The organism is Vibrio coralliilyticus ATCC BAA-450, from assembly GCF_000176135.1.
Taxonomy (GTDB): domain Bacteria; phylum Pseudomonadota; class Gammaproteobacteria; order Enterobacterales; family Vibrionaceae; genus Vibrio; species Vibrio coralliilyticus.
The window spans coordinates 763,582-779,539 of the sequence record NZ_ACZN01000016.1 but is presented as its reverse complement, the minus strand read 5'-3'; the positions used below and the strand labels follow the sequence as shown (position 1 = coordinate 779,539).

15 protein-coding genes are annotated in these 15,958 nt (G+C 44.8%); 4 read left to right on the top strand and 11 right to left on the bottom strand.

The features are described from left to right. Positions 1-17 precede the first annotated feature (17 nt). Positions 18-950: an exopolyphosphatase gene (locus VIC_RS14690; RefSeq protein ID WP_006960775.1), complete on the bottom strand. Its 933-nt coding sequence runs from the start codon at positions 948-950 to the stop codon at positions 18-20. A gap of 201 nt (positions 951-1,151) precedes the next feature. Between VIC_RS14690 and VIC_RS14685 the strand changes: the two genes are divergently transcribed. Both VIC_RS14685 and VIC_RS14680 read left to right on the top strand, forming a co-directional pair. Beyond that, positions 1,152-1,409, top strand: a complete 258-nt coding sequence (locus VIC_RS14685; protein ID WP_006960773.1) for a putative hemolysin — start codon at positions 1,152-1,154, stop codon at positions 1,407-1,409. A gap of 224 nt (positions 1,410-1,633) precedes the next feature. Then, positions 1,634-2,299 (top strand): hypothetical protein, encoded by a 666-nt coding sequence (locus VIC_RS14680; RefSeq protein WP_050778625.1) that lies wholly within the window; start codon positions 1,634-1,636, stop codon positions 2,297-2,299. On the opposite strand, the gene VIC_RS14675 is transcribed toward VIC_RS14680, so the two are convergent. After that, a complete protein-coding gene (locus tag VIC_RS14675) occupies positions 2,280-3,131 on the bottom strand; it encodes a YdcF family protein (RefSeq protein ID WP_006960771.1) in 852 nt (283 codons plus the stop codon). The two genes, VIC_RS14680 and VIC_RS14675, sit on opposite strands and share 20 nt — an antisense overlap. Positions 3,132-3,279: 148 nt before the next feature. Here VIC_RS14675 and VIC_RS14670 point away from each other — a divergent pair, with 148 nt between their 5' ends. Further along, positions 3,280-4,650: an L-serine ammonia-lyase gene (locus tag VIC_RS14670; RefSeq protein WP_006960770.1), complete on the top strand. Its 1,371-nt coding sequence runs from the start codon at positions 3,280-3,282 to the stop codon at positions 4,648-4,650. On the opposite strand, the gene VIC_RS14665 is transcribed toward VIC_RS14670, so the two are convergent. The 3 genes from VIC_RS14665 to VIC_RS14655 form a co-directional block, all read right to left on the bottom strand. Beyond that, on the bottom strand, positions 4,626-5,519 hold the full coding sequence (locus VIC_RS14665; RefSeq protein ID WP_039952067.1) for a LysR substrate-binding domain-containing protein: 894 nt from the start codon (positions 5,517-5,519) through the stop codon (positions 4,626-4,628). The genes VIC_RS14670 and VIC_RS14665 overlap by 25 nt on opposite strands. Positions 5,520-5,575: 56 nt before the next feature. Then, a complete protein-coding gene (locus tag VIC_RS14660) occupies positions 5,576-6,979 on the bottom strand; it encodes an FAD-dependent oxidoreductase (protein ID WP_006960768.1) in 1,404 nt (467 codons plus the stop codon). A 148-nt stretch (positions 6,980-7,127) separates the two neighbouring features. Continuing rightward, positions 7,128-8,252 carry a M14 family metallopeptidase gene (locus VIC_RS14655; protein WP_006960767.1) on the bottom strand — a complete coding sequence of 375 codons (1,125 nt, stop codon included), beginning with the start codon at positions 8,250-8,252 and terminating at the stop codon, positions 7,128-7,130. A 281-nt stretch (positions 8,253-8,533) separates the two neighbouring features. On the opposite strand from VIC_RS14655, the gene VIC_RS14650 reads away from it, so the two are divergent. Next, the gene (locus VIC_RS14650) at positions 8,534-10,009 is read left to right on the top strand and encodes a peptide MFS transporter (RefSeq protein WP_006960766.1); all 1,476 of its coding nucleotides are present in this window, start codon (positions 8,534-8,536) and stop codon (positions 10,007-10,009) included. A 75-nt stretch (positions 10,010-10,084) separates the two neighbouring features. On the opposite strand, the gene VIC_RS14645 is transcribed toward VIC_RS14650, so the two are convergent. The 6 genes from VIC_RS14645 to VIC_RS14620 all read right to left on the bottom strand — a co-directional run bounded on the left by VIC_RS14645 (position 10,085) and on the right by VIC_RS14620 (position 15,856). Then, positions 10,085-10,435 carry a DUF3316 domain-containing protein gene (locus VIC_RS14645; protein WP_006960765.1) on the bottom strand — a complete coding sequence of 117 codons (351 nt, stop codon included), beginning with the start codon at positions 10,433-10,435 and terminating at the stop codon, positions 10,085-10,087. Between the two features lie 358 nt (positions 10,436-10,793). Then, positions 10,794-11,696, bottom strand: a complete 903-nt coding sequence (locus VIC_RS14640) for an EamA family transporter (RefSeq protein ID WP_006960764.1) — start codon at positions 11,694-11,696, stop codon at positions 10,794-10,796. Positions 11,697-11,756: 60 nt separating this feature from the next. Beyond that, positions 11,757-12,461, bottom strand: coding sequence for a phosphonate utilization transcriptional regulator PhnR (phnR, locus tag VIC_RS14635; RefSeq protein WP_006960763.1), 705 nt, complete (start codon positions 12,459-12,461; stop codon positions 11,757-11,759). Between the two features lie 9 nt (positions 12,462-12,470). Further along, the gene (locus VIC_RS14630) at positions 12,471-14,183 is read right to left on the bottom strand and encodes a putative 2-aminoethylphosphonate ABC transporter permease subunit (protein ID WP_413788334.1); all 1,713 of its coding nucleotides are present in this window, start codon (positions 14,181-14,183) and stop codon (positions 12,471-12,473) included. Between the two features lie 25 nt (positions 14,184-14,208). After that, positions 14,209-15,321 (bottom strand): putative 2-aminoethylphosphonate ABC transporter ATP-binding protein, encoded by a 1,113-nt coding sequence (locus tag VIC_RS14625; protein WP_006960761.1) that lies wholly within the window; start codon positions 15,319-15,321, stop codon positions 14,209-14,211. A gap of 127 nt (positions 15,322-15,448) precedes the next feature. After that, a complete protein-coding gene (locus VIC_RS14620) occupies positions 15,449-15,856 on the bottom strand; it encodes a GNAT family N-acetyltransferase (RefSeq protein ID WP_006960760.1) in 408 nt (135 codons plus the stop codon). Positions 15,857-15,958 lie beyond the last annotated feature (102 nt).

The window sequence follows — 15,958 nt, the reverse complement described above, 5'->3', positions numbered from 1 at the left end:
TAATCTTTCACTAATTATTAGCCATCTGCAGTAATGGCTTCGATGAGTTCCCGCTCTACGCTTTCCGCGTTATCATTATCAATCTGGCAGGTTCCAGCAGCTTTATGCCCACCTCCACCGTATTTCAGCATCAGCTCACCTACATTAGTTTTTGAGCTTCGATCAAATATCGATTTTCCTGTCGCAAACACAGTGTTCTGCTTCTGAAATCCCCACATCTTATGAATCGAAATATTGCATTGAGGGTATAGGGCGTAAATCATAAACCGGTTACCGGCAAAGATGACATCCTCTCCCGTAAGATCGAGAAACACCAGATTGTCGTAGACAGTCGCACAGCGTTGTATCTGCTCTTTGAACAAATTCTCATGCTCTTTGTAAAGATCGATACGCTCCCTGACATCAGGGTGATCTAATATCTCTTCGATCGAGTGTGACGTGCAGTACTCAATCAGGTCCATCATCAGGTTGTAGTTGGAGATCCTAAAGTTTTTGAAGCGCCCCAACCCTGTTCTGGCATCCATAAGAAAGTTAAGCAGGTTCCAGCCTGTGGAATCCAACACTTCATCTCGCGAAAACTGAGCTGAATCTCCTTTATCAACCGCTTCCATCATACCGCGCCAATCCGTCGGGAAGGTTTGCTCTCCCCCATAATGCTCCCAAACCACACGCGCTGCTGAAGGCGCATTCGGGTCAATAATATGATTAGGTCTCTCACCTGGATTTCGAATCATTTCAGATAGATGGTGGTCAAACACAAGATGAGCTTGTGCGACGTATGGGAGGTTGGTGACAATATCTTGCGGCGTTATCTCTATGATGCCATCTTGCATGTCTTTTGGATGAACAAACTTGATGTCGTCGATAAGTTCAAGTTGCTTCAAAAGAACGGCACAGACTAGTCCGTCAAAATCACTCCGTGTCACTAAACGATGTTTCTGCTCCGACATCTTTATATCCTTATCTTTCACAGCACAATGCACACATTTCGAATAACTGGTACTTTTGCTTCAATACTTGTTTCATAGATAAGTACTATGAGTACATTTTAATTTTAGACACCTTCGATCTTTTAACAAACTTAAGGCAATGTTTTTTATCTACTCTTCTATACTCGATATGCGACTGATTGATTCGATTGGAGAACGAGAATGAAAAAAGCGACTTGGGTTTTGACCTCGGCAGCAGCAATAGCACTCGCTGGCTGCGCTAGTGAACCTGATGAATATGAAGTGAAAGGCTACACCTCTATTGCCAATCCGGCTTCCGTCTACTGTGCGCAGCAAGGCGGGAAACTAGAAACCGTGAGCGAAAATGAAAAACGTGTTACCTACTGTGTCCTTTCTTCGGACAACCGAATCGAGCAGTGGGAATACTATCGCCAACACCAGAAATCTTCAGAGAGCTAATACGTACACCCACCGCGATTAATCACCCCAGCCACTTGAAGCATCTAATTCGAGTGGTCTCGGGACAATTCAGCCAATAACTCCTTTACCAATCAGTTCAATCTGTAACAATATGCAACTAATGAACGGTGTTTTATTTATGACATTTTACTGACAAAACAGTGAAAGTGAGGAATAGAATGTGTCGCACATCACATTTATACCGTTCTACACTGGATGTTATTATGAAGCAAAAAACTCCCTCACTGCACGAGGAACAAGCAACTACCTCCGAATCTATTTCGCTTCAATCCAAAAAAGTTATTTATAAATCAGCACTCAATGCGCTCATTATCGTAGCAATCAGCATTTTGGTTAACTTATCGATTCGCGCTGATTTCAGCTACCTAAACGCCGGATTTGGTGAAGCGTCCATTACGGAGTCATTACAACTGATGATGTTGGTGATTTCAGTCTGGGCTTTTTACAGCCTGATGCGAGAGCGAAAAGACATAACTCATGCTGCGGCTTTAATTAGTGGCTTTTTCACTGTTTTAGCGATACGTGAAATGGATGTCTGGTTTGATATGATTTTCCACGGTGCTTGGGTGCTTCCAGCATTAGCCGTCACTGCTGTTGCGTGCATTTATGCTTATCGAGGAGGAAAGAACACTGTCAACGAAATGGCGACGATTTTAAACGCTCGTCACATGAATTTCTTGATTGGCGGCGTCGTTTTACTGATCGTATTTTCTCGTCTGTACGGTATGGGACATTTCTGGCACTCAGTCATGGGCGAGCACTACATTCGACAAGTTAAGAACGTGTCCGAGGAAAGCATGGAGCTACTTTGTTACTGCCTCATTGCGCTCGCCGCTGTGAAAACTCGCATTAGCATGAGAGTTCGTTAACGCTATAGTTTCGCTGATTTTCTGGATCAAGTTGCCTGTTTAGCCACGTCAACGTTTGGTGGAAATACATCAACCGCGATTCCATTGCGTGACAGTCGAGTTCTGAGGTTGTTGTGAGGACAACCTCTTTCATGGACTGTAACTTATCCTGTATTTCCACCGGCAGATTTAACACTTCCAGTAATGACAAAGCGCGCAAAGCCAACTTTTCGGGCAAACACCTGACATCATCTAACGGCCTATCAAACGCTCTGTTCACCACCCCTTCTAAATAAACTCGATACGTCGTCAACTCATCTACCAATAAAAACGCTTGAGCATACAAACCTTGATGCGGATACATAACACTGCAATGCTGATCTATGTCTTGGTCAATATGCAGATTTAATCCAGAACTTGCACAGTGCTGTTTAAGGGTACGCAACAAGCCCTGTTCATCCATCAATGACTGGATTTCAAAAATACGCTTGAGATGGTAATCATTGGACACGAGTGTCACATCAACACGTTGATCTTCTATGCCGAGTTGCTTTAACTTCAATGCAGCATTGTGGATGTTTTGTACCGTATTCTGAGAATCACTTTCTAGAATAATGTTCAAGTCATGGAACATCTTCGCCGACGGTAATTGCTTGAAGTAATCTCTCATTGCCATCGCTTCTGATGTGGTTTGACCTGGCGTCACACCACCACAAAACAACAATGCCGTTTCATTCAGGTCATAAGAACTGAGTAACTTTGGCAAAGCTTCAACACGTGACTTCCCTTCAGCGGTCAGAGCATTGCCAACAAGTCGCTTGCCAAGAACAATAACCACATTACGAATGTTCATTATTTACTCACTTCTCAATTATTAATACTAACTTGCTGAAGTACTGTACAAACATCTTCTTTGTAGATAGCGTTAGCAAGGTTAATATTTTGTTAACTATATTTAAATAGAGTCTGATCAACAGGCCATATCAACAGGAAGTTAGTTTATGCTGTCGATTTTCGATATTTTTAAAGTCGGAGTTGGACCATCCAGTTCCCACACCAACGGGCCTATGCTGGCCGGTTACCACTTTACGCGCCTGCTCAACGAGTCTCTGTCGAAAGTGCATAGAGTACAGGTTGATCTGTATGGTTCTCTGTCTTTGACAGGGATAGGTCACCACACGGATCGTGCAGTGATACTCGGGCTTATGGGTAACAGGCCAGACACCATCAAGATGACCAGTGCTAAACAGGCACTCGAACAGACGCTGGACGAAGGTTCGCTGCTATTAGCTGACGCACATACCATTGCATTCGGCTACGAGAGTGACATTGTATTCCATAGCGACAACCTGCCGTTACATGAAAACGGTATGACGATAACAGCTTATGATTCGTTTGGGACACAGCTCGCATTTGAAACCTACTACTCTATCGGCGGCGGCTTCATTGCCACAGCGGCAGAGCTGGAGAATGGTGGCAGTGAGCAATCGGTCGACGTGCCCTATCCATTTACCTCTGCAGACGAAATGCTCAACATGGCAGAGGAAAATGGATTCAGCCTTGGCGGTATGATTCTGCAAAACGAAGTGTGCTTTTTCGACGCCGATGAAATTGACCGCAAAGCAGAACAGATATGGAAAGTCATGTCACTCTGCATGCAACGCGGCTTTGAAACCGAAGGGATTCTAGAAGGTGGCTTGAATGTTACCCGACGTGCGCCTAACTTGCTCAAAAAACTGGAAGCCAACGAATCAATCGAAAACGATCCAATGGAAATCATGGATTGGATTAACTTATTTGCCTTTGCCGTCAGTGAGGAAAACGCTGCAGGTGGCCAGGTAGTCACCTCGCCTACCAATGGCGCCGCAGGTGTGATTCCAGCAGTATTGATGTATTACCATCGATTTATCAAAGAACTCGACCTTAAGCAGATTAAAGATTTCCTCGCGGTCGCTGGAGCGATTGGTATTCTTTATAAAACCAATGCGTCCATTTCTGGTGCTGAAGTTGGCTGTCAGGGTGAAGTTGGTGTTTCATCGTCTATGGCTGCGGCAGGCTTGACAGCACTTAGAGGCGGTAGCAATGAACAGATCTGTATTGCAGCAGAGATTGCTATGGAGCATTCATTGGGTATGACTTGTGACCCAATTGGTGGCCTAGTGCAAGTGCCGTGTATCGAGCGTAATGCGATGGGAGCAATGAAAGCGATTAATGCATCGCGCATGGCTCTGAAACGAACCAGCAAGTGCTTAATCTCTCTAGATAAAGTCATCGCTACTATGTATCAAACGGGTAAGGATATGATCAAGAAATATCGTGAAACGTCACTTGGCGGGTTAGCGGTTATTCATATGGCCCCACCGTGTGAGTAATCTAAACTCTTGGTGATCCACTCAGAGAATTGAGTAGCCAGTGGATTGTGAAGATCACGCTGCAATAAATAGTGCCCATCTCGACTGGGCACTTTTTTATCGCCTACTTTCACTAGACTGCCCTGAATAAGCTGCTCTTCGACCAACAACTCTTTCACTAACAGCACACCCAACCCCGCAACAGCTGACTCAATAGAAAGAAGGGAGTGATCAAACTGTAACGAAGGCTCTTTTACAGCTCCCATATACTGGTGGTAATCGAACCAGAATTGCCAGTCTTCTTTGTAACCCGTTGTGGCAATTTTGTCACACCCGGCAAGTTCTTCCAGCGTGTTCAACGGCTTGGATGTAACGAGTCGCGGAGCCGCAACCAGAACCCAGCTTTCTTCCATCAGTAGCTTTGTCTTCACTTCATCATGAGGTAAAGGTCCGTTAATGATTTCAATGTCCGCTACGTTACTCCCATTCGGATAAGCGTTGGATGTGGTGAATACCTTAAGCTCTACATTGGGATATTCGCGGCGAAAGTCTTCGAGACGTGGAATTAACCATTGAAAACAGAAGCTTTGCGCAATGCTCAGCTTCAGCATTTGGCGGTGTTTGCGTTGAAAAAGTTGCTCTGTTCCGACCGACAGTGATTCAAACATTTGGGTCAGTAGCGGTAAGTAGTATTGAGCATCTTGCGTTAGCAGTAGCTTGGCGCCTTTACGCTCAAACAAGGTCGCATCAAGATAAGTTTCCAGTTGCTTAACTTGCTGACTTACAGCAGCCCGAGTCACATTAAGTTCTTCCGCAGCTCTGGTTAAGCTCTGTAACCGAGCTGCGGATTCGAAAGCTTTTAAAGCGTTAAGAGGAGGGATGAAACGCATGGTAGGCAGTTTGACCGTTAAAACGTTCAGCATGCCAAGACTATATGACAAACGTATTATTCAACCTTATCTGCTTTACCCGCAGCTCCTGCAAGTTTTGCTAACCATTTATCCCAGGCTATTGGCGATTGCTCATTATCTTCAGCTTCTTCTTTTCTTCGTACCGCATTTCTCACCATCATGGCGCCTAGCCACCTTATCGGCTCTGGTGGAAAAGACCCTAACGGCCCTTGTGCTAACCCACTTCGAGTCCAATCATTATTTTTCCCAAGTACAAGAGAAGACAATATCTTTCCGCCCATGCGGGTCTGCACTACGCCATTGCCTGAATAACCGAATCCATAAAAGATGTTTTTCTGCTCCTGAAGACGACCAAAGAAGGGCAATCCCGTTACCGAACGGTCAGATCCACCTGTCCAGTTGTAGGCAAATTTGGCCTCTTTAAACTGGGGAAATAGCTTCTTAAACGACTTATTCAAAATGGAGAAATATCGAGTGGGTTGGTTAAACATATTTTCAACCCGATTACCAAACGAAAACCGATTACCGCCCTTACCTAGCATGAGCCTTCCGTCTTTGGTGTCTCGGTAGTAATGAACAAAGATACGAGAGTCTACTACCGCTGCACCCCGGTCAAACTCACTCTTTTCAAGAGCATTTTCAAGCGGTTCAGTAATGACCATATCGGAAGATACCACCACAATACTGCGCTTAAACTGTTTAAAGTGTTCAACCATCCAAGCGTTTAAGCCCAAGACCACTTTGTCCGCTGTGATGTTGCCGTTTGGAGTTATAACGGTTGCAGGAGCGCCAAAGTTAAGCTGCGTCATTGGCGTATTCTCAAACACTTTGATGCCTTTCTTGATAGCAACTCGGCGAAGGCCACGAACCAATAAAGCTGGCTGAACACTCCCTGCCGCAGGCGAATAGTACCCTTCAATATGCTTCGTAGAACCCGCTAACCGAGCGATAGCGTCATCGTTGCATTTTTGCCAACTGCTGATATTTAGTCGCCTAAGTTCATCGACCACTGGCTGCATCGCGCCCCGTTGAGCGGTGTTGGTTGCGGTGTAGTAAGTGCCCTGTCGGCGCAGTTCTGCGTCTATCCCATGCTGTTGGCAAAATTGCTCGATTTCGTATACCGCAGCTTCAGATGATTTAACGAGTCTTTTCGCCTCATCCTCACCAAATAAACGTTTCATCGTTGGGTATTTGGTAGACCAAGTCAGCATACAGCCACCATTCGCACCAGATGCCCCGCTGCCACACAGCCCTTTGTCAATCACGATGATCTCAAGTTCAGGTTGCTGCTCTTTGAGCATGATGGCAGTCCATAAACCGGTATAACCACCGCCAACAATAGCCACATCAACCGTAATGTCCTGTGACAAAGATTGCGTATCAAGGGGATGCTCTCTCTCTAGAGCCTGTTTAAACCAAAATGAGGGATGCTGTGACATAGCTGAATACCTTATGTTATCGATACTCAAAAGGTACGCATATCGGTGTCAATCGCCCAGCGAGGATATCTTTCGCTCAGCGATAGTATTACTAACGCGAACAAAAAAGCGCAGACAGGCTGCGCTTTTTAAATCAAATGATTTCTAACTAGATTTTGTCAGAAACCGCTAACGTTGCAGACAAGGTATCGGCACCAAACTGAAGACTTCTTTCTGGCGACCATCCATAAAGAGGATCGGGATAATCGTTGTTGTCTTTAAACGGCATTTCAATCGTGTAAGACAAGCACTTGAATTGCTCCGCTACCCAATTTGAACCTACTGTCAGGTTAGCTTTACCCGGCTCATCTTTGTCATAACCAAACTCATCTTGGAATTCAGGTGTCACAGTATGCAGTGCCTGTTTAAATGCAGTCTCAAGTGAAGCTAGTCGCTCATCATAAGAAGGAATGCCTTCTGAACCCGCAACAAAGTTGTAAGGAATCGCTTCATCGCCGTGAATATCAAGGAACATGTCCACACCAGTTTCAAGCATCTTCTCTCTTACCAAAAAGACTTCTGGGCTTTTCTCCATACTTGGAGATTGCCATTCACGGTTAAGGTTTACACCAATCGCGTTGCAACGTAGATGGCCACGGATACTGCCATCAGGGTTCATGTTTGGCACAACATAAAGTACCGCTTTATCCAGTAGCGCACGTGCACCTGTGTCTTCATCATCAATCAGGCGCTGAATCATCCCTTCCATAAACCATTCGGCCATGGTTTCACCTGGGTGCTGTCTGGCGATGACCCAGATTTTCTTCTTACCTTCTTCCGGTTCACCAAAAGTCAGTAAGCTCATGTCATTACCATCAAGAGTATGACCTAGAGTTTCCAATTTGCAGTGATGAGCGCTTTGCGCCGCATGCAACAGATCTTGGTGTCGGTCATAGCTATAAGGCGCAAAATAGGCGAAGTAAACTGAGCCATGCTCTGGAATCACGGTGAAACTGAGCGTATCTCCGTCAAATTCGGCAGGAATTCGGAACCACTCTTCTCGGTCATAAGAGGCCACTACGTCATAATCCTTCCAACCCTCTGGATACGCAGAGTTTTTCAGGTCAACAATCTGAATGGAATGTGACTGCTCGGCTTCTGTCTCCAGTCGAAAGTGGAACCACTGATAAAATTCAGATTGGTTGTCATTAGGAATCTTAAGTTGAATTGCATCTTTGTCATCTGCATTGACGACTTCAATACTGCCACTTTCGAAATTGCTGAAGATCTTCATTGAATTACTTTCCTTATCAATAAGAGCGAGATTGCCAGACAGGCTAACACAAAGGTTAGTGCACCAAAATGAAAATGCAGACTCCTGACAAAAGGTTTGCAAGTGATACTTATCCGACGCAAACGTTTTGGATCAACTTCATTATAAAAAGTTATGCGAGATTTAGAAAAACTCGTGCATCGAATGCATTTTCTGCGATAATTGTTTCAATTTATAACATGCCACAGATGATATTATTATCAGATGTTAATTCTGTGTTATACCAACTATATGAGACTATTATGTGGAATAAACTCAACAAATCAATGATGTTCTGCCAAGCAATGTTTGGTTTATCATTCTACGGTGTGATGGTTATCCTGACCCGCTTCTTCTTAGAAGATCTGGGGTATAGTGAAGCGGACACCATGATGGTTGTCGGGGCTTTCTCTTCTATCGGTCCACTGTTCGCTATCGCGGGTGGCTTCATAGCAGATAAATTCCTTGGAGCCTACCGTTCACTCACTATTGCTTACGGCACTTTTGCAACTGGCTATACGCTACTCGTGCTAGGTGCATCAACAACGAACGTGCCAATGAGCCTTGTCGGTATCGCACTGGCGAGCTACGCGCGTGGTTTGATGTCTCCTTCTTACCCAAGTCTATACAAACGCACTTTTTCTACTGAAGAAGACTTCGAAAACGGCTATCCCGTCAACTACTCAGTCAACAATGTCGGTGCACTTCTCGGCCAATATCTGTTCCCAATGTTTGTCCTGGCAATCGGGTTCCATGGTAGCTTCATGCTGTCTGCGGTAATGGCTGGTTTCGCTTTTGTTACTCTAGTCATCTTCAACAAACAGTTAGTTGGTGTGGGTGCAGATATCGACAAGAACTCTGTGAGTCTTAAAAACTGGCTGTCGTTCTTTGCCCTTTCGGCAGCAATGGTTGGCTTAGTGTTCTTCATGTTCTCAAACATGGATATTGGCCAGAACATTGTCTACGCCATCGGTGCTGCAGCTATCCTGTATTTCATCACATTAATGATCAAGTCAGGTAAGTCAGACGCGTTGAAAATGGGCACAATCCTTATCATGACTGTACTCACGACCTGCTTCTTCGTGTACTACGGTCAAATGATGACCTCTATGACCATGGTAACCATCAACACCATGCGTGGTGACCTGTTCAACATCATCCCTATCGCTCCGGAAGCATCAATGGCAATGAACCCACTTTGGTGTATTGTTGCGGGCCCTGTGATTGCCATGACGTTTTCTTCTCTGGAGAAAAAAGGCATCAACTTCTCCACTGCGACAAAGATCGGCTTTGCGTTTATCTTCACCGCTATCGCCTTTGGTATTCTGACAATGGCTGTAATGAACATTGGTGAAGACGTTGTGATTCGTCCTGAAGTCTTCTTAGCGATTCACTTCTTCCAAGCATTTGCCGAAGTTATCGTTGGTAGCTTGGTAGTCGCCTTTATCCTTTCAGTCGCTCCAAAACACATTGAAGGTTTCTCGGTGTCGCTCTTCTCAGTGGCGATGGCATTGAGTGGTATCGTGGGCGCGGTATTCTCAACCTCAATCGCACTCGAAAAAGGCCAGGAAATAACGCAAGAGATCGTACAAAACGTTTACGGTGATTACTTCCAGTTGCTAACTGTACTAGCCGTAGTCATGGTTGCAATTGCTCTGATTTCTTCTGTCATCATTCGTAAGATGCTAGATGCAGCTCGTGCAGATGAGCAGCCTGAGTTAGTTGAAGCTGAAAGCTAATAGATTCATGAAACAGAAAGCCCCGGTTTATATCCGGGGCTTTTTATTAGGTGCTAGCGAGATAAATTTAGGAACTTAATCTCTATCGAATGCTCGGTAGTTATAATCAACATGGACAACTGGTTGATAAGTAATCTGACCATCTGCACCCATTTTTTCTGTCAAAGTGACAGTTGAATCTTTAATTTCGAGTGAGCGCGTTACTTCTGGGTGCCATAATCCTAGACTTAAATGACGAGTTAACTCTTGCGAGGACATTGAATCAATATCGCTAATGATATCTCGACCTTGAGCATAAGCCGCTTCTTTCGAAATCGCTGAATCACCGTTAACTACTTTTGTATCTGAATACATACGATAACCACCAGCTGTAGCTGCAGTTGAGGCGATCATTAAGATGGTTGCAATACTTACTACTTTAATCATAACTGACTCCTTAGTTACCTTAAAATCGAGCCTTATTACCTTGCTCGAATACCTAAATGGTACGTAAAAGAAGACCGATAGGGATTAGAAAATCTTGCACTTGTTATTCAACAAATTCGACGATTATTTAAAACTGATTGTTGTATAAAAATTAGGGTTTTAGTGGTCTAAGATATGCTAGTAATAAAAATTTATGTGACTTCAATCACTTATTATTTCGAGTCTAGAACGAAGAAAGCGGAAGACTTTTACTATTTATAATCATTTCTCATAAAATAAGTAATAAATGTCATAATAAAAGCTGACAAAATTACTCAACTATTGAGAACAAACCACCCAATACATGAGTTGTAGCCTGTCAAAGCACGGTCAAAACTAAGCCACCTAAGATCAACATCGTCCCTGATAGGCGAGTAACTAAAAACTTTTCAGATAGCCAAATAATTCCAAATATCATCCCAAACACAATACTAAGCTGACGCAGCGCGACCACATAACTCACATTCTCCGTCATTGTCATTGCGTAAAGCACCAGCCCATAAGTGGTTGACATCATTGTGCCTGCGATGGCTGAAGGCTTCTTGATAGCCCAAGCATCTTTAAAGTCATCAAATCGCTTAGCAACTACTAGATAGCTCGCGATACACAACGCAATTGACCAAAACTGTATCCCCAAATAGAAAACCGCAGAGGCTTTATCACTCACTACTTGTTTAAAAGCATCACCCAAAATTACTAGAGCTTCTTTATCAAGAATCGAATAACCCGTGGTTCCAAGTGCAGCTATAAGAGCAAACAACACACCAGCATTGAGGTAGCCCTGCAAATTAAACTGCCTGAATGATTCTAACGGAACAAATAGACAACCGAGTGTGATCAGAGAGAAGCCAACCCAACTAAGCGTTGACAGATCATAACCAAGAGCAACCGTACCTGCGCCTACCATCAATACAGGTAGTGCCCGAGCAATAGGATAAATCACGCCAATATCCGCTTGCTTGTATGCGAACCCAAGACCCAGCATGTAAACCATCTGGGCAATACCACTTGCCAATAGAATCCACCAGAAGGTTTGAGGGAATGAATCGACACCAACTTGATCAATGTACCAGACGATATAAGGAGTGAGCAGCAACGCCGCCGCTGAACTACTGGCGAGAAAGAAAGCTGGTCCCGAAGCTTTATTGCTTTTGCTGAGCAAGTTCCATCCTGCATGAAGAAAAGCAGAAATAACAACCAGAAACATAGCCCAAACAGACATAGAAAATCCTTGTAAAAAAGGGCTCCCACAAACGGAAGCCCATCAAATTAAGAGAAGAGATTAGTGGTTTAGTACAGCGATAGATTCGATGCTGATTGCATCGTGGCGCCAATACTCGATATCACAATCGATAAGCTCACCATGCTGGTTGTAGTTAATACGCTCGACGACCATAGCTGGAGTGCCAGACGTGGCTCTTAACGCCTGAGCGGTGTCTCCGAGCAAACTACTGGTACTGATGCGATATCGAATTTTCTGATAGACCATACCGAAATGGTCACGATAGATATCGGTGAGCGATTTAGATAAATCGAAGTCCAATAGATTAGGAAACAGCTCAGGGCGAATATAGTTAGTGACAAACACCACAGGGCGATCTTCCAGATACCTCACCCTATCCACCTTATACACATCGGAGAATGGTTGAAGCCCAAGAAGGCTAGCAGCCTGCTTATTGGCGAGAATGCCCTTTGCCGCAATCAGTTCAGTCTGTGGGGAACGGTTTTGCGCCAGCGCCATATTGGTAAAATTCAACGTCTGCGTAGGGTCATACTTCAAAGGCTCTGGAGAAATGAACCAACCACGGCGGTCTTCGCGATAGATACGACCTTCTGCTTCCAGCAATGACAAGGCTTCACGTAATGTCACACGAGTGGTATCAAACGATTCTGACAGTTTACGCTCCGCTGGCAATTTTTGCCGCGGTGAAAGTAAACCGGATTCAATCTGCTCGACAATAGAATCTTTAATTTTTACGTACTGCACCCGTTGTCCTTACCTTTTACGCCACGCTTGCGTTCTGTTTTCCAACCATTTCCCTAGCGTCATGTGCACTAGCTTTGCGACCGCAGCTGAAATCATGATCATCACCGCCATCGCTGCTGCAGCGCCCGTCTGACCTGCATCGTCCATATTCAATACAGAAACAGAAGCCGGGATGGTTTCAGTTGAATAGATGAATACTACCGCAGAAGTGGTGGTTAATGCATTAATAAACAGATACGCTGCGATATCCAATGTCGCAGGGACACAGACGGGCAAAGTTACTTTAAAGAACAGCTTATATTGAGGCAACTTGACGGAAGCTGCTGTTGCCTCGATTTCTGCTGGGATCTGCTTCAGCGCCGTCACGGCTGTCATATGACCGACAGTGTAATAGTGAACCACTGTATTGATTACCAGAAAGGCCATCGTGCCATAGAGGAAGCTCAGTGGGTTATTGGCATCGTTAAAGTAGAAAATATAGCCCAAGCCTAACACCATGCCCGGCACGGCCATGGGTACCACACTCAGCATTTGCATTGCCTGCCTTACAGGAGCAAAGGCGCGTCCTTTCTCGATGCAATATGCTCCGACAAAAATCAATGCGGTACCAATAATGGCAGTCCATGTCGCCAGCGATAATGAGTTGAAGTACGGTTGCCAACCATAAGTACTCATCTCGGCGAAGTTATAGTTATTCAGCGTTAGTGCTTTATTCCAAGGCCAGAAGGTCACCAAGGAACCATAAACCGCCATGCCCAATACCGTAATGACCGCTAATGAGATCAGTGAACAATACAGGAAGCAAGCGCCATCTCGAACTTTGTTCGGTTCAGGTTGATAAGGTACGGAGCGCGTATCAAACAAGCTCTTTTGTTTTTTCTGCACCCAACGGTCTGCCGCGAATGCTAACAAAGCGGGAATCAACAACAGAATACTGGTCACTGCACCCATAGAGAAGTTTTGCTGCCCGACAACCTGCTTAAAGATATCCGTAGCAAGAACGTTATAGCTTCCACCGATGACTTTTGGCACACCAAAATCACACACAACTAAAGTGAAGACAACGATCAGCGTGCTGATCAATCCGTATTTCGCTGCGGGTAAAGTCACCATAAAGAACGTTTTCAGTGGAGATGTTTTCAACGCGCGAGCGGCTTCATACAAACGCGCGTCAGACGTACGAAGCGAGGTAGTCAGTATCATCAACGCATGGGGGAAGGTCCAGAAAATCAAACCTAACGAAATACCAATTAGACCATACACAGAATGACCGCCCAGCACTTCTTTCGCTATTCCCTGATTACCAAACAAAAAAATCAGGCTGATCGCAGGTAACAGCGAAGGTGCAAGAATAGGCGCTGCACCCAACACATGGAACAAGCCCTTCATCGGCATACAAGAGCGAGTCAATGCGTAGGCATAGCCAAACGCCAGTACACCAACAATAGCGGTTACCAACAATGCAACCGTCAATGTATTCCCGAGAGACTGCCACAGGCTCGCCTGTGAAAAATAGCTGGCAAAATTGGCTAAACCAACAAATTCACCTTCCGTACCCTGCACGCTTTTCGCCAACATCGCCCATAGAGGCATGACGATAAAAATCACCAGCAACGAAAATAGAAGCGCAAGTAAGCTAAACAAGACGATGTTATCGCGGCTGATACGTTTTAAGTGGCTGGTAGAATGATTCTTCAGAGCAATCAGCGTCGAACTATTCATTGTATTACTGTCCATTGCATTCATCCTAAGCCGCAATCGCTTTGTCGCCATTTGCGCTCAACGCTGGGTAGGCTCTGGCTCCTCGCTCGGCAAACTGAATGTAGCGAATGTCACCAACACGCAACTTCATGTTTTGCGCTTGTTCACCGGAAACGTCAACAAAGATAGGAGCGGCGAGCTTGTCGTGCTGCAACTCACACTCATATCGGCAGAACGACCCTAAAAATTCATAGGTACGAATACGGACTGGCAACGCATCCTTTACTTCTTCGGAAAAGCGAATATTCTCTGGACGGATTGCTAAGTCAAAACGATCACCACGGACCAGATTTCTGTTTTCCAACACCGGGGCTTGAATGAGGGACTCTGCAATGCGTAGCTGACTGTCAGTTGCCACCGAAGCACCAATAAAATTCATGCTACCAACAAACTCAGCAACAAATCGGGTTGCTGGTTGTTGATAGATTTCCTGTGGCGTGCCAACTTGCTCAATTACGCCGTGATTCATCACCACAATGCGATCTGCCATCGACAGGGCTTCATCCTGATCATGCGTCACCATAATGGTTGTAATACCCAGCTTACGTTGTAGTTTACAAATCTCATCACGCAAGTGAACACGTACTTTGGCGTCAAGTGCAGATAAAGGTTCATCAAGTAATAGTAGGCCTGGAGAAAGGGCTAAAGCACGAGCAAGTGCGACACGCTGCTGCTGACCACCAGATAACTGATTTGGATACTTTTGCCCAGATGTAGGAAGTCCAATCATCTCCAGCCAGTAATCGACTTTCTCCAGTGCTTCTTGGTTCGACATGCCTTGGTTCTTCAGGCCAATAGCAATGTTTTCCTGCACAGTCAGATTGGGAAACAGAGCATACGATTGGAATACAATGCCAAAATCGCGCTTTTCAGGCGGCAGGAAAGTCGTCTCTTCACCGTGTTGAGAAATTGTACCTGAAGTTGGAAGATCGAGCCCAGCAATGGCTCTCAGTAACGTCGTTTTACCGCAGCCAGATGGCCCAAGGAAACAAACAAACTCGCCTTTTTCAATGGCAAGTGAGATATTTTTAAGCGCTGTAAATTGCCCGAATTGCTTCACAACGTTTTCAATCTGTAGATAAGGTTGGTTAGTTGGCATAACACACTCTCCAAATGGTATATACCAACTCTAAATCTGGTTTATTTCAGACGCATTACAAATTTATAGACCAAAGATGACAAAAGCATGAAAGGCAGGATGATTTAGCCACAAGGACCGACTCGGACTAATCCCAAGCGACAGACATTTTATAATATGGGATATCCCCTTTGTAAAAGCGCTCACCCTCTTCTGTCATACCAAATCTTTTATACAGCGTTAATGCACTTTCGCGAGCATCACACCAAAAAATGATAACGCCAGTATTTTGCAATTCACTAATTATAGCCTTGAGTACGCTTGAACCTATTCCCTGCCCTTGATACTCCGGAGAGGTAGCAAACTTTCTCAATCGAGCGACATTGTCAGAGACAAATACAGAAGCGACACAGACTAACTCATCGTCGACAAACGCACCAAAATGTAAACCCACGTCATCTTCTTCTACACGGCAAAAATCGATACTCTTTTCTGGCCAGAGTACCCGATGCCGTAAAGCAAGCGTTTCTTCTGCTGATATTTCTCTAACGTCCATGACTTCTTCTACCTCGAATAACCTTTGAACAAATTTGCCTGTGATGAAGCCAAAATGCAAAAGGGAGAGCCTATGCTCTCCCTCAAATACTCAGTCGTAAAA